Source organism: Microcoleus sp. AR_TQ3_B6 (assembly GCF_036702785.1).
In the GTDB taxonomy this organism is placed as follows: domain Bacteria; phylum Cyanobacteriota; class Cyanobacteriia; order Cyanobacteriales; family Microcoleaceae; genus Microcoleus.
This window is the reverse complement of the sequence record NZ_JAUBVJ010000089.1, coordinates 1-18,824: the sequence shown is the minus strand read 5'-3', so window position 1 is coordinate 18,824 and position 18,824 is coordinate 1. Positions and strand designations below refer to the sequence as shown.

Here is an 18,824-nt window from a genome sequence, read left to right as displayed (position 1 = left end):
TAGACTGAAGTTGAGAAACAAATGTGTTTATTTATTCCTACTATTCTAGCTTAAAAGGAATTTATTGATTAAAATCTTTAAATAAATACCAGTTAAGGAAAATCTTCCCTAACGGAGCCAGCCTTTGGTAAAAATCTATCAATTGCTGACTGGAATTTAGTAAATATTCCATCACATCTAAACAAATAATCGCCTCTAAAAATTCCGTCGAAGATAATTGCAGCCAACAGGATATTTTGTCACTAAAGCCTAACTTAGCAGGTCGGCTTTGAACAAAATTGTAATTTATGGGGTCTAGATCGCAATACACTACTTGTTCTACTTGAGGACAAAGAGCTGCTGCCATAGCATGAGTGCCAATACCCCCGCCAAAATCTAAAACTAGATCGGCAGCCCTATCTGATATTAATGTTAAACTGCCTTTTATGTAACCCTGATTGGACATATGCCAAGCTCCCAGGTCAAATAGGTAAGCTTGTCCGACTCGATCGCGATAAGAATCGCTAGCTTTTTCCCAATCAAAATCCCGATGACCTATTTTTTTTAGGGCTTGTTAACAGACGGCTAGCTATTGTTCAATTGTTTCTAAATAGGAGTTAAAAAATCCTTTAGATGCTGTTTGAGATGGAAAGTATCTTGCCAATATGCCTGCCCAAAAAAACGGTGCCACAGAAGAAGACATCATTTACCGTATTCTAAAAAAACTCAACTCATTATAGGATTAACTGACCTTTTGGAACAGAAGTACACTAAATTATTTTTCCTTTGTTTATAGTCTATAAAATAGTGGGGGTTCAAGGCGACGGTTTGACTCTTCAAGCTGCGGGGTTGTAGACGTACCGAGGGGTTCCGGGTTTGCTGTCGGGCATCTAAATTGTATTTTTAGGGCGGGCGGGACACCCCAAACTTGACTATAAAATTTAGATGCGCATCCGCCGATCGATGTAGCTGCTGAGGTTATGGCTTCTAGCAGTCGGATATTCTGTGCAAAGCCTGTCGATCGCCCTGCGCCAGGTAGTAGAATAGGGGCTGGCACGAATCGACAGGTAAGACCAGTTTAAAAAATGCCACTGTAGGTAAATCCTAAATCCCACTGGTTGTCAAGCAGCAGCAATCTAAAATCTAAAATCTAAAATCTAAAATCGTATACGGGAGGGCAAAATTTTGGACGAACTCAGAGCAGCACTAGAATTGGCAACAGAAGAAGAATTGCAACAACTAACAGAACTTCTGTTCAGCCGCAAGTTTAACCCTTTAGATTACGTGCAAACCCCCGCACCCATAGACGTACAAAGCCGCGATCGCCAAGCATGGCTAGACGCCCTAGAGCAGCGCTTTCGCTATCTTGCAGCCGACGGGTTGACGGTACTCAGAGGGCGAACCGAACAAGTAACTTACAGACAAGCACTAATTCAAGTTTGCCGCTATCTCAAAATCCCTTATCCCAAACAGTTGTCAACCACCGACTTAGAGGCCGAAGTATTTCTGCACTTAATGGGCCGGACCTGGAAGGGTTTGCCGGCCCACGAACAGCAAGCGCTGACAGTGCGCGTACAGCGAGCGATCGTTGAGTCCAAACTCTCGGAACCCCTGCCAATTGCTGCGGAAAAAGACCCGCTCGGTTTACTGTTCAAAGGCGGCAGTGCTTTAGCTGTCAGTTCCATCTTAAAACCAATGTTGCTTAAATTGATGGCCAATCAATTTGCGCTGCATTTTGCCACCTATGAAATGGCAAAACAAGCCGTTGTTACAGGGACTGCAACCGCAGCAACCCAGTTTCAAAATTATGTCGCAATTCAGACAGCGCGGCGCGGTATGGCTGTGAGTGCCGCTCGTTACGGTGCGACGCGCAGCGTGTTCTCGTTTCTCGGCCCGGTGATGTGGACTTGGTTTTTCGCGGATTTGGGTTGGCGATCGATTTCCACCAACTACGGCCGGATTATCCCGACCATTTTTGCGTTAGCTCAAATTCGATTAACGCGATCGGAATGCGTTTGGGAACTAGCTTAACGATTGTAGATTGTAGATTGTAGATTTTAGATTTTAGATTTGGAGTGTGGGTGAATATCAAAAATCGGTTGAAATTAGCTGCCAAACTGACAGCCGAAAATCTCAAGTCTCGCCTCCAAAAACATCCCGATCGCAGCCTGCAAATTCCTTGGAATTTCGCTCAAGTCGGGATGCTGATTTTTCCCTTAATTCCGATTTTGGGAGCTTTAGGTTTATTCCTGGGATTGGCCGGCACTTGCAAGCAAAAGTTCCGTCAAATTAGTCGCCGCCCGCTGAATCGAGGATTCGCAATTCTGAGCGCGCTGCTAGTCATCACAGCGGTTTTTGCCCACAACCCCATCGAGGCTTTTTTAGGGTTGTACAATTTCTTGCCGTTCTTTATATTGTTTGCCACTTTCAGCAGTTTAATTCAAACTTCGGCTCAGTTGCGACAATTGTCTTGGATGATTGTAATTAGTTCAATTCCCGTGATAATTTTAGGCCTGGGACAGCAATTTTTAGGTTGGAGCGGCATCGATCAATTGCAGCCTGTTTTTGGCTGGGTACTCGAACCCAAAGGCAATCCACCCGGCCGCATGGCTTCTGTATTTATGTACGCTAATATTTTAGCTTGCTATCTGACAATTGCTTTTATTTTAGCACTGGGACTGTGGATGGAAGAAGGGTTCAGAAGGAAGAAGGAAGGCACGACACGGATTTTGTCACGGATACACGGATTAATTATTGGGCAAAAGTCGGGAGTCAGGAGTCAGGATTCAGAAGGAAGAGGTTCGAGGGAAGAAGGAATATTAATGCCCAATTCCAGATTCCCAATTACCGATTCCCAATTCCAGATTCCCAATTACCGATTCCTCTTTTTAAGTTTTGCAGCGATCGTCCAGGCTGTTGCTTTAATTTTTACTAATTCTCGCAATGCTTGGGGACTGGCAGTTTTGGCAGTTTTGGCTTTTGCATTTTATGCGGGTTATAAAAAATTATTAGCTGCGGTTTTTAGTGTGGCTAGCACAGTTTTTTTTTCTGCCTTTGGCCCGGAACCTTTACGGCAGTATTTGCGAATAATTGTCCCTGCTTTCTTTTGGGCTAGACTCACCGACGAGATGTTCCCAAATCGACCTACAGCTACTTTGAGAACTACTCAGTGGGAATTTGCTTGGTCGATGACTCAGCAGCGTCCTTGGACTGGTTGGGGATTGCGAAATTTTACGCCTCTCTATCAAGCTCAAATGCAAGAATGGCTTGGTCATCCTCACAGTTTGATACTGATGTTGACTGCGGAAACGGGAATACCTGCAACCCTTTTGTTGTTTGGTTTAGTTGGTTGGGTTTTGGCTAGGGGTGTTTGGCTGCTGGCCAATTGGCCACTTTGTTCTGCGGATATCAAACATGAGCAAATAGCAACACTGGAAAAAGCGGAAAATGCTTTAGATATCAATCAAAAATCTATGATTAATAGCACGAATCAGGTGGCTTGTCAAGATTTGAGAGCGGGCGATCGCCTAATTTTTTTCAGTTATTTATTAGCCTTCGTCGCCTGTACCCTATTTAATACTGTAGACGTGACGCTGTTTGATTTCAGAGTCAATACTACAAGCTGGTTGCTGTTAGCCGCAATTTGCGGAGTCAGCCAGAGGGAATAGGGAATAGGGCATCGGGCATCGCGCATGGGGCATCGGCCCGCGCAGGGCATTGGCCCGCGCAGGGCATTGGCCCGCGCAGGGCATACCTCACCACGCGATCGAACCCCTATAACAACTGTTATTAGTCATTAGTCAACAGTCAACAGCCAACAGTCAACAGTCAACAGTCAACAGTCAACTGCCAACTGAATTTTTTTATTCTACCGTCACCGACTTCGCCAAATTGCGCGGCTGATCCACATCCAAACCCCGACGCGCCGCAATGTGATAAGCCAACAATTGCAGCGGAATTACTGTCACAATCGGCGACAACAATTCATCCACCAAAGGCACGGGCAAAACGTAGTCAAAAATATCGGCTTCCGCCACACCTTGCTTCGGCGTGACGCCAATTAAACGAGCGTCGCGGGCTTTCGCTTCCTGAGCGTTAGAAAGCACCTTTTCGTAGACGCTACCGGGCATGGCAATCGCCACTACAGGCACTTTCGCATCCAAAAGGGCGATCGGACCGTGTTTCATCTCTCCCGCCGGATATCCTTCGGCGTGAATGTAGCTAATTTCCTTCAGTTTCAGCGCCCCTTCCAAAGCAATCGGGAAGTTAATTCCCCGCCCCACAAAGATAAAATCTTGGGTTTCCGTGAACTGGTGGGACAATTCCTCCACATACTGTTCTTGAATCTCCAAAAACTTTTCAATTTCCGCCGGCAACTGGCGCAAACCAGTAATAATTTCTGCCAATCTTTCAGCGCTGATTGTTTGCCGCTGGTGCGCCAAATCCAAAGCTAAGAAATAGAATGCCATCAACTGAGTCACAAAAGTTTTAGTCGCAGCAACGCCGACTTCTATACCGGCGTGGGTATTGATCACGTGCGGCATCATGTGGGCGATCGAACTTTCAGTCCTGTTAGTAATGCCTAACATTCTCGCCCGGAATTTATCAGTAAAACCCGCGCGGCGCTGCTGTTCCATCCCCAAAGCAGCCAGCGTGTCCGCCGTTTCTCCCGACTGAGTTACCCCAATAGTTAAAGTATTTGCTGTCAGCGGTGCCGGTGCGTAGCGGTACTCAGAAGCGTACTGCACAGCAGTGGGAATATTAGCTAATTGTTCCAACAAATATTTGCCAATTAGCGAGGCGTGCCAGCTCGTTCCGCAGGCGAGAATTGAAATTTGTTCGACATCAGCGCAGAGTTCATTGGGCAAGTTGAGATTGATGGGAGAGCGCGGATTTTCCGGCTGCCACTCGCTGTCTAAATAAGCCTCCAAACAAGCTCGGACTACGGCCGGCTGTTCATAAATCTCCTTGTGCATGAAGTGTTTGAAGCCTTGTTTTTCGACTAAAACCGGACTCCAACCAAGGATGCGCGGGCTTTTTTTCAGCCTTTCCCCTGCAAAGCTGTAAACTTCGACTCCCATCGGAGTTAGCCTTGCCAATTCGCCATTTTCCAAGGACAAAACAGTGCGGGTGTGAGATACTAAGGCCGGCGTGTCGGAAGCGCAGAAAAATTCGCCTGCACCAAAGCCTATCACCAAAGGAGCTTGCTGTCTGGCGACAATTATTTCCTCTGGAAAATCTGCACAGATAACGGCGATCGCAAAGGCTCCTTCTAATTTATTTACCGCCTTTAAGACTGTTTCCAAAAACGAGAAATCAGCAATTTTCTCAACTTTTTTATCTTTTTCTTCTTGCTTCTTGCTTCTTGCTTCTTGCAAAAAATCAGCTATTAAATGAGGAATAACTTCTGTATCTGTATCCGAGATAAATTTATGTCCCTTTGCTTTCAATTCTTTCCGCAACTCGCGATAATTTTCGACAATTCCATTTTGAACTACTGCAACTCGCCCGCTATTATCCAGGTGAGGGTGAGCGTTATATTCCTCTGGTTTGCCGTGAGTTGCCCAGCGGGTGTGCCCGATGCCGATGGGAGCCAGAGAATCTATCTCTGCTAGCTTTTCCCGGAGGTTGTGCAATTTGCCCTTTGCTCGGATGCAGGTAATTTCTCCTTCGGAGATGGTAGCGAGGCCCGCTGAATCGTAGCCCCGGTATTCTAGTTTCTCCAATCCTGCTAGCAAAATCTCGCTTGCTGCTTGCGTGCCGATATAGCCAACGATTCCGCACATATAACGTACTACTCCTGCTTAGCGATCGCAATAAAACTCAAGTTTTATCATTTTTACCGATACTTTTTTGCTAACAAAGGCTAACAAACATATAAGTTAAGATAATTTCTTAACAAAGGTGTATCAACCAATGCCCGAAGGAAAATCCCCCGAGCACCATTTAGATCTCGATCCATCTTCAATCCCGTGGCTTGAGACTTTATAGTCTTAGCGCCACCGAGATTTGGGACAATTTCACCCGTCCGCGATACTGTTTTGGAGGTGTATGCTTCGCTGCAATCAATTACAAGTTTTGACTTATCCCAAGCTTTCCACTTCAAAAAAGTTTTAAACTCGTAATGACTTAGGGTTAACATTTGTCTCACCGTTTTATTACTTAATTTACGGCGGGACTTAGACACCATTTGAGAAGTCTCGAACTTGGGTAGTAGAATTACATCGAAATTATCAACTAAGAATCTAGCTGTTTTATGATGTAATTCTTTAACCAAATTCTTGATTTTACAGCGAAGTATGCTGGCTGCTTTCTTGAATCTTCTTTTCTGCTTACTAGGAGCTTGAGAAATCTTTGACACCAATTTGTCCAAACGAAAACACAATTTTTGAATGTGCAAATTAGAATCATTTCCTAGCCCGCCATAAGAATCTTCACTAAAGAATGTGATGAACGTGCGGACACCGGGATATAAGGCAACCAGCCGACCTTGTTTCTCAGTCTTAACTTGTTGCACTTCTTCAGAAACGATTAGGTAATAGTCGCCATAGGCAAGAGTCAGCCTGCCATCGCTGAAAGTTGCAGGTAGGGCTTCTTTTATTCGACACTTACCTAGAATTGAATGGTAAACACCACAGTCTTTTATTGCCGTTTTTGGTACATAAATAGACTGCTTGGTATCTTTTCTACTCCGAAATTTGCATTGGCGGATTAGACCGTCTTTGCTGAATCCCTGTTTAGCTGCTTTGACGGCTAAGCAAGCATCTTTGATGGCGATTGATTTGATTTGGAAAGGTACAGGCTTTGCCCATTCTGGCAAACTGTTGAGTATTCCGGTTTGGATTGCCATCCAACTAGTTTTTGTGCCTGGTTCTTGCAAGTATGTGATTGTCGTGTTGTAGACAAAACGACTCACGCCAAACCACTGCTTGATTAGCGCTTTTTGCTCGGGATTTAGGAATAGACGGATCTTCCTTGATTTTCTTGCTATAACTTCGCCGGGAGTGCATTCTGCAACGGTCGACGTGAAGGATGGCAAGAATATCGTTTGTGAGTTTGGTTTCCGGGCAGTAAACAATTCGGTCGAGAACCAGGATTTTTCCACTGTTTTATTCTGCCATGAACTCGAATAGTTCAAATCCGAATCTACACAATCTGTCCCGACAGGCAACAACAATCGTGAGCTGTTCGCCGCGCATAAATCTGACCAGTAGGGCTTGCAGTCCTTTCTTTTTGAAGTTGAGTCCTGAGCCGACATCTTGGATGATTTCGGCGTCTGGATATTGCTGCTGCATGAATTCAACAAGTCTAGCGAAGTCATCTCGCTGTGAAGGTGAACTGACTCGACATTCGCAAACAACGGTAGTTCTAGTTGCACCGCGCTGATAGGACTCAACATCGTAGAGTCTTTGCCCTGCTTCGTTTTTGATGCTTTTGATCTTCCCTTCGTCTGCATATTTTCTTGTCTGTGTGTGGATGCAAGCCCATCCATTCGACCGCTTTTCTCAGTGGTACCTATGCCAGGTAGAGAATAGTAGCATACAGGAGCTAAAATAAGCAAACTATTTACTGTGCGTCAACCTTCTTCGGGCCCCAGAATGCAGATTCCGCGACAAAAAAAGAGGGGGCAATTTAATCGCCCCCTCTCTTGTGCCCGTAATTTGAGCGGCGTGTCGATCGATTTTTAGTAAGCTAGACCCATACTGCGAGTGGTTTCTGCTCCCAGGTAAACCCGGATGCTCAGAAAATCGGTGGGGCAAGCAGTTTCGCACCGCTTGCAGCCTACACAGTCTTCGGTGCGGGGAGATGAGGCAATCTGAGCTGCTTTGCAGCCATCCCAGGGCACCATCTCCAAAACGTCAGTCGGACAAGCCCGGACGCACTGAGTGCAGCCGATGCAGGTATCGTAAATTTTGACTGAATGAGACATTGAATAAAGGCTCCCAACGAGTCACTAAAAATTTGCTGGCTCTGCGAATTAACAGATTTGACGGCTAGGTGACACCGCTATAGCCTGCACAGAGAATTAAAGGTTAGTCTACCGCAGTGCCTGGAAGCACTTCGCGAAAAAGCGACAAAACTTCACAGTTATTCACTAAAAAACGAGCGAGAAGCCCCTGGCTTTAGACATGGGGAGGAAAGCGACAGCGACGACCGTCGCCTTGAAATATTTTTAAAACCCATAGCTATAGCCATCTTTTTTGTGAATAGATTTGCAATACTTGTGGCTAATACCTGCTACTCTCCCAGCCTTCGTTACGATATCAAAACTGCCGTCGATCACGGCAGAGAAGCCGTCCTGTATAAGAGCCGACTTTCTTCCCTGCGGTAACGGTTGCACTGACAATATCGCCAGTCTGAAACCCTTTGTGAATTTGTACTCTGGACTTGTGCCGAATGGGAAATCCGTACTGGTCCGGGCCGCACATCTGTCGTGTCCCCTGACATGACAGCCACAATCAACAAAGGCTTTGAAGTCAATACTTTGAGCGTGTCAACGCTGCCCACACACGCAGCATCAAGCCAGTGCGATTTAGCCAAACCTAACCGATGGCGATTGAACTTAGTTTGTCCGCCCGTGCCAGTAGTGACGGGCAATCCCGTTTCTTTAAGTGCATTAAATAATGCCCATCGGGTTGAGTTGACCGCTGTTGCATCTTTGAGTGGTAACTTTGCTCGTTTGAGGATGCGGTTTAACAGGTCGGATTTAGCTGCTAGGAATGCTCGAATATCCTGATTGCCTTTCTTTTGATTGCAATCGTGACAGGCAAGCGTCAAATTGGAAACCCTATCCGAGCCGCCTCTTGATTTGGGCTGAATGTGCTCAACCTCAAAAGGTACATTTTCAGCCGAGCAATAAGCGCACTGCCGATGCCATTTTTCCAAGAGATACTGCCGGACTTCGTAACCCTGCAATTCTCCCTGCTGATACATAACGCCTGAGATTTCAGGGTTTTGCATGAGTTGAGAATCAAACCGCACTAACTCTTGAACAATGCTGGCAACGTCCGCGAGTCGAATCAATTTGCGAACCCATGTAAGTGTTGTTTCGACTCGGTGTTGCAAGAATGGAGCGAGCCAACCATCGGGGCGAGTGCGATTGAGGAATCGCGCCTTACGGTATCGAGTTTTGCGATTGCGTCTTCCTCGCCTAAGTTGACGGCGAGACAGAAGTGCATCTTTAATTTGCTGGCCCCGGTGTTGCAGTTCGGCTCCGAAGATAATCTTGTTGTCCTGTTTGATTGCAACCCCCGTGACTTTCGATCCGGGCTCTAATTTCAGTTCTAGCGGTTCAGGATTCGTCTCAACTGCTTTTTTTAAAACAATCGTAAACGGATAGCGGCGAAATACCGCTGCTTTTCCAGCTTTCAGCAATGACCTGGCCATTCCTGGCTTACATGGTGATAGCGGTTTGCGATTGGTATCAATTACAAAGACAAAGTTAGACATTGTTGCGTCTCCTCTGATTGCTCGTAACGTTCGCTTCGCCAATGTTTTCAAGGCTTGTCAGGTTGGCTGCACTTCCTTAACCCATGAAAGATGTTTAACAACCAACGATAGGGCTACAAACTAGCGACGCATTTGTAGGTATCGTGACCTTAAAAACGTAGACGCTTGTTGCGTCTGAGGCTGGTCATGTTCTGGCTTGTATCCCGCTCGAAGAGTCGGACAGTCTACAAGCCCCTGCCTTTAGGCATGGGGTTCATGACGCTGGGACTCTGATAGAACCCATTTGGACTCGATATCATTCGCCAACCGTTTGAGCATCAGCCCGATCGAATACAAATTGAGTTTCGCATTGGCACTGGTGACACTGGCTTTTGGCAATGGATCAAAAACGGCAAGCTGACTGGTATCAACGGCTAGATTTTGTTTGATGCAATTGGTGCATTTGTAATGGCAGAAGCCTTGAGACTCGACACTCGCAAATTGCACGTATTTGTCACCGCTACACCGAGCTATTACAGGAATTCTAGCCGTTTGTTAATCAACTTTATGCTGTGAGGTAATGAAGGGAGATCGGGGAGCCAAGAAGAAACCCACGAGACTAGCGAATAGAATCGGTGTAAAAGTGCTGAATCCTGTCAACTTGGCGAGTAGCAGAGTTGTACTAATTGGAGTTCTAGTAACTGTTGAATTCAGAGCAGCCATTACACAAATCATTGCCAAAGTCTCGTTGGATGCGGGATTAATGATAGCGATTGCCTTTCCTAAACAAGCTCCTATAAAAAAAAGTGGGATGATAATCCCCCCCCGCCAGCCTCCATTTACGGTGGTACTAATGGCAAACACTTTAGCAATAACTAAAGTTAAGACAAATCCCAAAGAAAAGTTTCCTTCAACAATTTTTTCAATTTGATGTTCACCAAAGAAACGAGTGAGCGGAAAAAAAGCTGATAAAACACCAAGTCCTAGCCCAGCTAAAGTAGTCCGCACATAGATGGGACCGGGGATCGAATCAAACAAGCGACCTACATTGCGAAATACAGCGATAAAAAGCCACCCCACGAGCGCACCTACGATTCCATAAGCCATCGCTGCGCCAAAGTCATAAAGGCTGTCCACATTGTATTGAGGAAAATGCCAGGTAGGACCTATTCCTAGCTTGGTAATTGCTACAAAAATGGTGTAACTTGCACAACTTGCCACGACCGCAGGCAATATTGCTTCAAAATACTCTACAACATTCTGATGATGCAGGATTTCTAAAGCAAAAAAAGTACCACCCAATGGAGCGCCGAACAAAACTGTAAAACCAGATGCCATGCCAGCAATACTCAAAGTTCGTAGTGCCTCTCCACGCAATTGAAAGCGATCGGCCAACCACGTACCAATTGAACCTGTTACTTGCACCATTGGTGCTTCTGGACCAGCACTGCCTCCACTTGCAATACTGATAAGCGACGACAGAATCATCGAAGGATTCTCGTTCATTGGTAACCGCCCACCATTGAGATGAATATTGTCAATAATCAACCCTATTTCGCCAGGATTTCCCAGCCAATGAATGAGCAAACCGATGAGCAAACCCGCAAGCGGCATGATGATTAGTAGAGAAAGTCCACTAAAATATTCAAATCTCACCATCAGGTAAGACAAAAATATCCAATAAGTTGCAGCAAACAAACCACAAATGATTCCTAGCATTGCCCATAGGAATACCGAACGTGTGAGATTTACTGGGTTTCGTTTCATTGCTGATTCCCGATCAATAACTATGCTGTTAGGAAGTCTTAAAAAACTATTTTGTGTAATGGTATACAACTTCGGTTGTTTGTATATTAACCTACCAACCACCAAACTTGCTTTGGAGTGTAGATCCGGGCGATCGAATGCGAAGAGAGCGATCGCAGTCTAACAAGGGCTGGCAAGGGAACTGAGGCATAGGTTATCGGTGGTGTAGCCACCGTGCAACGCCGTCCGCTGAAGCCTCCGCCGTTATACCGCTTCATCTGTTGGTGGTGTCAATAGCTTAAAGAACCCATTTGGGATCTCTGATGACGAGCTAAGATCGGGAATAAATTGCATATTCGAGCAACTTAACCGACAAAGAGTGATAAATCCGCAGGACCATTGCTGCCCCACAAGAAGAAGAGTAGATCGCCTCTGGGGATAAAACGACAAATTGTGGACTTACGCACCGGGACTCAGAAACCGGGTTTTTTTAGGAAAAAACACAGGTTGTGACCCGCTGATTCGGTAAAAAACCCGGTTTCTTTGGTATGTGTGCGTCCAGGACTGAAATTGTGGACGGTATCTTATTTGACACTCCCCAGCCTAAAGGCGTGGGGATTCTTAATTCAGCGACTGACCTTAAAATTGACTATCCTTACGGCATTACTTAAACCAAATACCCGTTCAATTGAACCAAGTATCGAGCCTAACTTAGACAATCCCAGCGGGTCTATCTCCAAAAGCGTACTAGAATATTTATCTAGAGTTTGGGTATGCCCTACCCTACTGTACAGACGTTCTGCCAGAACGTCTCTAAATAGTTTGTTTTTGCTGGTTTAAGGCTTACTGAATTCAGCCTCTAGCTGTTTAAAGAGTTTTCGCTGCTCAGGGTCCAACAATTTATGCCTAAAAGTGTGTCTCATGTCCTGTTTCACTTGAGGCACAGGTGTTTAACCTTGACTACTCTAGTATACTAGAAATTTCCTGACTTTTAGGAAGGGATTTAAGAAATTAAAGCCGTCCTAGAAGGACAGGGTTTTAAACCCAGATTTTTGATAAACTCAAGAGTGTATGAGCGCGATCGAGCGGGACGCTACCACTCGGGTATAATTCCGATCTAACCGGATTTGAGATGAGAAAAAACTAAAGTCCTTACTACCAACCTGGATTTGATATGAGAAAGGACTTTAGTCATTACTACCAACTCGCGCAAATCGATCGACTAAAAGCCTAATTTTTCTAACACGGGCTTAGTTGAAACAATATGTCGATCGAGCCCTAGTTTTTTCGGTTCCACACCCAAAGCCAAAGCCACCAATTGCGACAAATGCAACACTGGCAAACTCAATTTGCGCCCGATTACTTTTTCCACCTCCGGCTGTCGCGAATCCAAATTCAAGTGACAGAGAGGACAAGGCGTTACCATACAATCAGCGCCATTGTCAATAGCATCTTGAATATGTTTGCCTGCCATCTGAAAAGATTGGTTAGTGGCATAACTCGCCAACGGCCAGCCGCAGCACTGAGTCCGGCCTCGATAATAAACCGGAGTTGCCCCGATCGCCCGAAATACATTTTCCATCGATTCCGGTTGGTGCGGGTCATCGTAAAGCAGCTTATCCTGAGCTCGCAGGAGGTAGCATCCGTAAAAAGACGCGCACTTCAAGCCCGAAAGCTTGCGGGTGACTCGCTTGTGCACCTCCTCCAAACCGTAATCTGCAACGATCGCCCACAACAGATGTTTCACCTCGGTACTGCCTTGATAAGGCGAACAGCCTTGTTTTTTTAGTAAACCGTTAACTTTTTCTATGTAGTTGGGATCGGATTTCTGAGATTCCTTGAGGCGATCGTCCACATGACCGATTACCCCTTGACAAGTGCTGCAATGCGTCAGCAAAGGCAGATTCAGTTCCTCAGCCAAAGCAATATTGCGGGCGTTGACAGTATCTTCGAGTAACTGCGAATCTTCCTTGAAAGTGCCAGAACCGCAGCAGGAAGCTTTCTTGAGTTCCACCAGTTCAATGCCCAAGGCTTGAGTCAGTGCTTGGGTAGACAGGTAAAGTTCGCGGGCCGCCCCTTGGGCAACGCAACCGGGAAAATAAGCATATTTGAGATTTGGGGATGGCATAATCGTTTCGGCAGGGGAGAAAAGGCAAGGGAAAAGAAACGAGAGCGCTGGAGGTCGGGATGCTTCCTGCTTCGTTTCCCCTCTCCATATCCTTACAGAAAACTAGCGTGAAAGCCCCCCTCTTTTAAGGCACAGATGAAACGCAGTTTTCAAGTGGGTGGCGGGGCGATCGCGCTAATCTGCTTGAGGCGCTTTTGGAAAAATCCCCTCGCTGATGGTTCGTCTAGACACTGGAATCGATCGCACCGTCAAAGTTATGTATCTGCGATCGCTGCTGGGCAACCAAAAATGAGTTACTAAGTTTGTCAGTTCGCAAAGGCGAAGGGCGAGCGCACTAGCATAAGTAATTGTTAGGGGATCGAGCATAACACATCGTTACAGCCGACCCATTAGAGTCTTATGATTCAAGAGTAAATAAGCCAAGGTGGCTGAACTAAACCGTTAGCTTGCTGGGCGATCGGTGCGACTGTACTTCAATGCTGTCGGTAGTTGCAAAGTCATCTGGTTCCACAGATAGCGGTAGTTTATGATACTGCTTTTCATCTCAGCCAAGATGTCAAATCATGCATTCGGGTCAAGCACAATTCCCCCAAACCGTCACAATTTACAAAGCTTCTCAAAAATATCAAGGGCAAAAGTTACTGGAGGAGGGGTTTCAACCCACTGATTTCTCCTACAATTCTCCCTACCTTGATGGGAGTTGGTACTTGGCTGGTCCAAATGACAGAAGTATTGCCGAGGAGTTCAATCAAAACTTCAAGAAGGCGTTCTTGAAGTTTTGAGCGATCGGGCAAGCTACGAGCGAGATTTCAAAACGCTTGAGTATCGCTAGGATAAAAATGACGATTTTGAGCTGATTGAGGTAGTCCTTAGCGGCCCATACTGCCTAAACATAAATGATTTGGAGGGACTTCAATAATGTTAAACTCAATAATGTTCGACTGGCAACCGTTAGCCCAGCTCAAAGAGCTCAAAGAATATTTTGCAACTGATTTCCACGGATTTAGTAAAGGGATTGAGCATCATATTCATAAATTGCAGAAAATCGAATCAAACTAGCTTTATAACGTTGCATTTTTAGGAGTCATTGAAGTTACAAATGGTTGCATTTAATGGGGATTTAGACGAAAGAATTAGGGATGCTTATCAGTTGAACAGACCCGTGAATGTATGAAGAAGGTGATTGGATTTATTCAAATTAAAAAAATCAACTTACCAAGTGGAGAGTCTATTCACTTTGGTTCAGCCATTCAACAATTTATTGGTGAGGTACGTGAGCTTTACCAAGATGCTTTCAAAAAAAATATTACTGATAAAGAGAAAGAATACTATGCCTATTACACCGCTCTGCTATTAGTATGTGGTCACCCCGGTTTGAAGGCTGCAATTCAATTAGTAAAACAGGAGTTTGAATCTCTGTTTACAACGTACTATATCGAAAAATGTCGCAATTATATTGCCCCATATATTGAGGCGCTTCTTCCTGAAAATCCATGAAATGAGGCGAATCACCCACAATTGATGGAGAAAGTGCAATCTCCGATCTTGTAAGTAGAGTTGATGTTAAGCTGTCTAACAATTCGCTTGGAGCCGACTGGCGAAAGTCACTGGTGTAGATGCAATGGTTTTGACAGCCGCTCAATCACACCGTTAGGCGGAACAGATCGGGCTTGTTAAATTTGTCGTTTTTCTGCCGAGATTAAGCAAGCAAAGATGGTTTGCTCCGTTGTTGAGTCCATACAAGCTATTGGCGATCGCGAAACAGAAGTAATTGTGAAGTGAGCGGTGTATAACATATCCTTGGATCTGACAAAAGTGATATTTTGGTGTTGAGCTCGAGGCGCTTGTTTGCCGGTCAATTCAGCCGTTATGTGTAGGGAAGGAATAGGAAGAAGGTTTTTATCGTAGGCGCATCCGGGAAACTCGGGCAGTACATGGTGCAGCAGGGGCTAGATAAGGGCTAAGAGGTGGTTGGTGTTTGTCGGGAACGCAGCGTAGGCAAACTCGACGGGTTCAAGGGGCATATCACAGTCTTTCCCGGTGCGAGGAACGAGCGCCCGGTCATCAAAAAGGCGGTCGAAGGGTGTGATGGGCTGCTCACTGTGCTGGTACCTTGGGGGGTACACCAGTACCTCGTCGGGAACGGCGCAGGCTGTCCTCGACCACGCACGTCCGGCGGCGCGCCTCATATTCTCCTGTGGCTGGCACATTACCCGGGACGGCAAATACCTGTACTGGCCGACCTTCAAGTCGGTCGGATGGGTCGCGCGGCTGCTTAGCGCAGGCGACCTAGACGACCAGGTGGAGGCGTGCAGGCGGGTGTTTGCGAGCAACACCCTGTGGACTCTCGTGCGCGGGAGCAACGTGTAAGAAGGGAAGAGCTAAGGCCTACCCCTATGGAGAACGAATTATAAAGAAGCACATAACAAGTCGTTTAAGCGGACACGCCTGACGGCGCGCCGCTTAACTCTATCGTTATACAGAGGTGATACTTCCCTTGAGTCCGTTGAGGTTGTCTGAGTGCGATCGCAAGTAGGAAAGCAAGACGGATCGAATGCATGTGGGCGTTGCTGTTGAGAATTTCTAGGGGACAAGCAGTCACTAGGGCACGATCTGTTGCAGGTAGTCATTCAATCAGTCCGGGACGCAAAAATTGCTTGGCAACACTATTTGTAGGGGTAAGGTACGGTGTGCACCGCCAGATAGAGTTTATGCATCCAGCACTATTCAAATAGCGATCGCCACGACATAATAGTCCTAAAGTTGCTGCGATGATCGTCCGTGCCGCTATTGTCGCTGGGCCGTGTCACTTAGAAAAGCGGCCAGCCTTTCAGTTGCAGATCCCCCTTTCGGATAAGATTAGATACGCAGCAACCAATGAGGACACGATGTTATGAGCCAAGACGACATTTTTACTAAAGTCCAGACAATTGTGAAAGAGCAACTGGAAGTCGAGGAGCTGAGCCAAATCAAGCCCGAATCCAACTTTGCTAACGATTTAGGAGCAGATTCCTTAGATACAGTAGAGCTGGTAATGGCCTTGGAAGAAGAGTTTGATATTGAAATTCCCGACGAAGCAGCCGAAGGAATTACTACGGTTCAAGCTTGTGTAGATTACATCAGCAGCCAACTTGCAGCTCCAAAAGCATAAAATACCTGTCTTTTCCCCTGAGAGGAGAGAAGTTAGAAAACTGGAAACTCCTCTTTTGTTCTGCGTTCTGGGTGTTTAATTTTTTGAAACTGAAATCATGACAAATTTAGAGCGTAAGCGCGTTGTTATCACGGGTCTCGGCGCGATTACACCGATCGGCAATACCTTGTCCGAGTATTGGGACGGGTTGCTTGCCGGGAAGAATGGTATAGGCCCGATCACCTTATTCGACCCGTCGCGGCACAACTGCCGCTTTGCCGCAGAGGTGAAGGGTTACGACCCACACGACTATTTAGAGCGCAAGGAAGCAAAGCGGATGGATCGCTTTGCTCAATTTGGGGTGTCAGCGAGCAAACAAGCTGTTGCTGATGCGAAGTTTGAGATTAACGACCTGAACGCAGAACAGGTGGGTGTCATTCTTGGCACTGGCATTGGCGGCCTGAAGGTTTTGGAAGACCAGCAAGAGATCTATCTGAATCGCGGCCCCGATCGATGCAGCCCGTTTATGATTCCCATGATGATTGCGAATATGGCCGCGGGCCTGACGGCGATTCATACGGGCGCTAAGGGGCCGAACTCTTGCACGGTGACGGCCTGCGCTGCCGGGTCAAATGCTGTGGGCGATGCGTTTCGCCTAGTTCAGGGGGGTTACGCGCAAGCCATGATTTGCGGTGGTACCGAAGCTGCGGTGACACCTTTGTGCGTGGCGGGTTTTGCTGCGGCGAGGGCGCTTTCGACTCGCAACGATGACCCGACTCATGCTTCTCGTCCGTTCGATCGCGATCGTGATGGTTTTGTCGTCGGCGAAGGTGCTGGCATTCTGATTCTAGAAGAAATGGAATACGCTCTGGCGCGGGGCGCGAAGATTTACGCAGAAATCGTCGGCTACGGTTTAACTTGCGATGCGTATCACATGACTTCCCCGGTACCGGGGGGGGACGGTGCGTCGCGGGCGATCGCTTTAGCGCTCAAGGATGCGGGTTTGACGCCGGATCAAGTGAGCTATATCAACGCTCACGGCACGAGCACGCTTCCCAACGATTCTACGGAAACCAAGGCCATTAAGCGGACTTTGGGAGAGCACGCTTACAAAGTAGCAATTAGTTCTACCAAGTCAATGACGGGTCATCTTTTGGGCGGTTCTGGGGGAATTGAAGCGGTGGCGACGGTAATGGCGATCGCCAATGACAAAATCCCGCCGACAATTAATCTGGAAAATCCCGATCCTGAGTGCGATTTAGACTATGTTCCTCATACAAGCCGCGATCTAAAAGTGGATGTGGCGCTGTCAAATTCTTTTGGATTTGGCGGCCACAACGTGACACTGGCATTCAAGAAGTTTGTTCAGTAACCCGAAATCGGAAATTTGCAAGTTAGAAGGTGAAAAATTAGTTTTTCGCCTTTTAATTTTTTTATATAAATTTACAAAGTGGCGGACTGCGACGAAGGAACCAGGTTTTTTACCGAATCTGCGGGCTGCCAGCGAATAATTTTCGTCCATCTTTCCCCGGTTTCGGGCAACCGGTGCGTAAGTCATCAATTTGTTGGTCGTGGCGGGATATGAGTGAGATTACTGCTGAGCAAATACTGCAAATCAAGGCTATTGTCGATCGCTATGAAAACTTTAAATGTGTTGAGTGCGCCAGCAATATCAAAGATTACTTGACAAGTCAAGGAATTCCTGGAAAGCGCATAAAACTGTACACAGGATAAGGAAGAGGTCCCAACAGTGGCATTTATGATGATAGCGTACCGGGAGAGGCTATAGCGCGTCGAGTGAGAACCCCGGTCTTTCCCGCAGGGTATGAAACGCAGTTGTAGCCTTTAGGCTGCCAGTATTCTGTATTATTTACCCCTTTGCTCTTCAATATATTTTCTGACAGTTTCAGTCGAAACATTGCCAACACTGCCGACAAAATAACTAGGAGTCCATAAAGTAGGCAATTTCAACAATTCAGGAAATTCTTTTCTCAGGTAACTAGAAGCTCTCCCTTTGACCCTTTGCATGACGAAGCTAGCAGAATCCGTCGGCTTAAGGTTTAGCAATAAGTGTACGTGATCGGGCATAATTTCCAAAGCAATAATTTTCCATCTGTTTTCGGTGACCACCTCAAAAATAATTTCTTGCAACCGTTCCGCAATTTTACCAACTAGAACGGCTCTACGGCGTTTCGGGATAAACACAAAGTGCATATTGATCAGTGAAACGGCGTTACTCTCGTGTCGATACTCTAAATCTTTTTTTGACAAACTCGCCATAGAGCGCTTGACCTTGTTGATAGATAATGTATAATCAACATATCACATCAACTCTGTGACTTGTGTGTTTGGATGTCAACAAGTTTTAATCAAACCTGACAAAAAATTGAAAGCGGTTCTAGAATATATTTG

Annotated in this window: 18 protein-coding genes and 1 pseudogene; 9 read left to right on the top strand and 10 right to left on the bottom strand. The window is 46.2% G+C overall.

The genetic code is table 11. The features are described 5' to 3' along the window. Nucleotides 1–61 precede the first annotated feature (61 nt). A complete protein-coding gene (locus tag QUB56_RS29755) occupies nt 62–445 on the bottom strand; it encodes a class I SAM-dependent methyltransferase (RefSeq protein WP_332959949.1) in 384 nt (127 codons plus the stop codon). A 719-nt stretch (nt 446–1,164) separates the two neighbouring features. Here QUB56_RS29755 and QUB56_RS29750 point away from each other — a divergent pair. Together QUB56_RS29750 and QUB56_RS29745 are read left to right on the top strand one after the other, a co-directional pair. Continuing rightward, nucleotides 1,165–2,010 (top strand): YaaW family protein, encoded by an 846-nt coding sequence (locus QUB56_RS29750; RefSeq protein WP_332959947.1) that lies wholly within the window; start codon nt 1,165–1,167, stop codon nt 2,008–2,010. Between the two features lie 50 nt (nt 2,011–2,060). Further along, complete coding sequence (locus QUB56_RS29745; RefSeq protein WP_332959945.1) at nt 2,061–3,647, top strand: O-antigen ligase family protein; 1,587 nt, start codon at nt 2,061–2,063, stop codon at nt 3,645–3,647. 195 nt (nt 3,648–3,842) lie between these two features. Here the strand turns inward: QUB56_RS29745 and glmS are convergent, their stop codons facing one another. The 8 genes and pseudogenes from glmS to QUB56_RS29705 all read right to left on the bottom strand — a co-directional run bounded on the left by glmS (nt 3,843) and on the right by QUB56_RS29705 (nt 13,282). After that, on the bottom strand, nt 3,843–5,765 hold the full coding sequence (glmS, locus tag QUB56_RS29740; protein WP_332959944.1) for a glutamine--fructose-6-phosphate transaminase (isomerizing): 1,923 nt from the start codon (nt 5,763–5,765) through the stop codon (nt 3,843–3,845). Between the two features lie 80 nt (nt 5,766–5,845). Further along, nucleotides 5,846–7,084, bottom strand: a complete 1,239-nt coding sequence (locus tag QUB56_RS29735) for a transposase (RefSeq protein WP_332959943.1) — start codon at nt 7,082–7,084, stop codon at nt 5,846–5,848. Between the two features lie 4 nt (nt 7,085–7,088). After that, on the bottom strand, nt 7,089–7,274 hold the full coding sequence (locus tag QUB56_RS29730) for a hypothetical protein (RefSeq protein WP_332959942.1): 186 nt from the start codon (nt 7,272–7,274) through the stop codon (nt 7,089–7,091). A gap of 389 nt (nt 7,275–7,663) precedes the next feature. After that, nucleotides 7,664–7,909: a photosystem I iron-sulfur center protein PsaC gene (psaC, locus tag QUB56_RS29725; protein WP_015175986.1), complete on the bottom strand. Its 246-nt coding sequence runs from the start codon at nt 7,907–7,909 to the stop codon at nt 7,664–7,666. A gap of 243 nt (nt 7,910–8,152) precedes the next feature. After that, nucleotides 8,153–9,429 (bottom strand): annotated as a pseudogene (gene iscB, locus QUB56_RS29720) (RNA-guided endonuclease IscB). Between the two features lie 534 nt (nt 9,430–9,963). Continuing rightward, nucleotides 9,964–11,175 carry a chloride channel protein gene (locus QUB56_RS29715; protein ID WP_332959937.1) on the bottom strand — a complete coding sequence of 404 codons (1,212 nt, stop codon included), beginning with the start codon at nt 11,173–11,175 and terminating at the stop codon, nt 9,964–9,966. 86 nt (nt 11,176–11,261) lie between these two features. Next, nucleotides 11,262–11,432 carry a hypothetical protein gene (locus QUB56_RS29710; protein ID WP_332959936.1) on the bottom strand — a complete coding sequence of 57 codons (171 nt, stop codon included), beginning with the start codon at nt 11,430–11,432 and terminating at the stop codon, nt 11,262–11,264. Between the two features lie 944 nt (nt 11,433–12,376). After that, entirely contained in the window at nt 12,377–13,282 is a 906-nt protein-coding gene (locus QUB56_RS29705; RefSeq protein ID WP_332959934.1) for a CoB--CoM heterodisulfide reductase iron-sulfur subunit B family protein, read from the bottom strand. A gap of 135 nt (nt 13,283–13,417) precedes the next feature. Here QUB56_RS29705 and QUB56_RS29700 point away from each other — a divergent pair, with 135 nt between their 5' ends. From QUB56_RS29700 to QUB56_RS29670, 7 genes are all read left to right on the top strand, one after another. Next, nucleotides 13,418–13,582 carry a hypothetical protein gene (locus QUB56_RS29700; RefSeq protein WP_332959932.1) on the top strand — a complete coding sequence of 55 codons (165 nt, stop codon included), beginning with the start codon at nt 13,418–13,420 and terminating at the stop codon, nt 13,580–13,582. Between the two features lie 263 nt (nt 13,583–13,845). Then, the gene (locus tag QUB56_RS29695) at nt 13,846–14,064 is read left to right on the top strand and encodes a hypothetical protein (protein ID WP_332959930.1); all 219 of its coding nucleotides are present in this window, start codon (nt 13,846–13,848) and stop codon (nt 14,062–14,064) included. Between the two features lie 388 nt (nt 14,065–14,452). Then, nucleotides 14,453–14,779 (top strand): hypothetical protein, encoded by a 327-nt coding sequence (locus QUB56_RS29690; protein WP_332959929.1) that lies wholly within the window; start codon nt 14,453–14,455, stop codon nt 14,777–14,779. A 605-nt stretch (nt 14,780–15,384) separates the two neighbouring features. Then, the gene (locus QUB56_RS29685) at nt 15,385–15,561 is read left to right on the top strand and encodes a hypothetical protein (protein WP_332959928.1); all 177 of its coding nucleotides are present in this window, start codon (nt 15,385–15,387) and stop codon (nt 15,559–15,561) included. Nucleotides 15,562–16,175: 614 nt separating this feature from the next. After that, nucleotides 16,176–16,433, top strand: coding sequence for an acyl carrier protein (gene acpP / locus QUB56_RS29680; protein WP_332959927.1), 258 nt, complete (start codon nt 16,176–16,178; stop codon nt 16,431–16,433). 97 nt (nt 16,434–16,530) lie between these two features. Next, nucleotides 16,531–17,784, top strand: a complete 1,254-nt coding sequence (fabF, locus tag QUB56_RS29675; protein WP_332959926.1) for a beta-ketoacyl-ACP synthase II — start codon at nt 16,531–16,533, stop codon at nt 17,782–17,784. Between the two features lie 209 nt (nt 17,785–17,993). Beyond that, entirely contained in the window at nt 17,994–18,146 is a 153-nt protein-coding gene (locus QUB56_RS29670; protein WP_332959925.1) for a papain fold toxin domain-containing protein, read from the top strand. A gap of 132 nt (nt 18,147–18,278) precedes the next feature. Here the strand turns inward: QUB56_RS29670 and tnpA are convergent, their stop codons facing one another. Beyond that, entirely contained in the window at nt 18,279–18,692 is a 414-nt protein-coding gene (tnpA, locus tag QUB56_RS29665; protein ID WP_332959924.1) for an IS200/IS605 family transposase, read from the bottom strand. Nucleotides 18,693–18,824 lie beyond the last annotated feature (132 nt).

Excerpts from the sequence above, each read along its gene's own strand:
- QUB56_RS29710 (WP_332959936.1), bottom strand. The coding sequence starts at position 11,432 with ATGAAGCGGTATAACGGCGGAGGCTTCAGCGGACGGCGTTGCACGGTG.
- QUB56_RS29700 (WP_332959932.1), top strand. The coding sequence starts at position 13,418 with ATGAAACGCAGTTTTCAAGTGGGTGGCGGGGCGATCGCGCTAATCTGC.
- QUB56_RS29705 (WP_332959934.1), bottom strand. The coding sequence starts at position 13,282 with ATGCCATCCCCAAATCTCAAATATGCTTATTTTCCCGGTTGCGTTGCC.
- QUB56_RS29715 (WP_332959937.1), bottom strand. The coding sequence starts at position 11,175 with ATGAAACGAAACCCAGTAAATCTCACACGTTCGGTATTCCTATGGGCA.
- fabF (WP_332959926.1), top strand. The coding sequence starts at position 16,531 with ATGACAAATTTAGAGCGTAAGCGCGTTGTTATCACGGGTCTCGGCGCG.
- QUB56_RS29695 (WP_332959930.1), top strand. The coding sequence starts at position 13,846 with ATGCATTCGGGTCAAGCACAATTCCCCCAAACCGTCACAATTTACAAA.
- QUB56_RS29690 (WP_332959929.1), top strand. The coding sequence starts at position 14,453 with ATGAAGAAGGTGATTGGATTTATTCAAATTAAAAAAATCAACTTACCA.
- QUB56_RS29730 (WP_332959942.1), bottom strand. The coding sequence starts at position 7,274 with ATGCAGCAGCAATATCCAGACGCCGAAATCATCCAAGATGTCGGCTCA.
- acpP (WP_332959927.1), top strand. The coding sequence starts at position 16,176 with ATGAGCCAAGACGACATTTTTACTAAAGTCCAGACAATTGTGAAAGAG.
- glmS (WP_332959944.1), bottom strand. The coding sequence starts at position 5,765 with ATGTGCGGAATCGTTGGCTATATCGGCACGCAAGCAGCAAGCGAGATT.
- psaC (WP_015175986.1), bottom strand. The coding sequence starts at position 7,909 with ATGTCTCATTCAGTCAAAATTTACGATACCTGCATCGGCTGCACTCAG.
- QUB56_RS29755 (WP_332959949.1), bottom strand. The coding sequence starts at position 445 with ATGTCCAATCAGGGTTACATAAAAGGCAGTTTAACATTAATATCAGAT.
- tnpA (WP_332959924.1), bottom strand. The coding sequence starts at position 18,692 with ATGGCGAGTTTGTCAAAAAAAGATTTAGAGTATCGACACGAGAGTAAC.
- QUB56_RS29670 (WP_332959925.1), top strand. The coding sequence starts at position 17,994 with ATGAGTGAGATTACTGCTGAGCAAATACTGCAAATCAAGGCTATTGTC.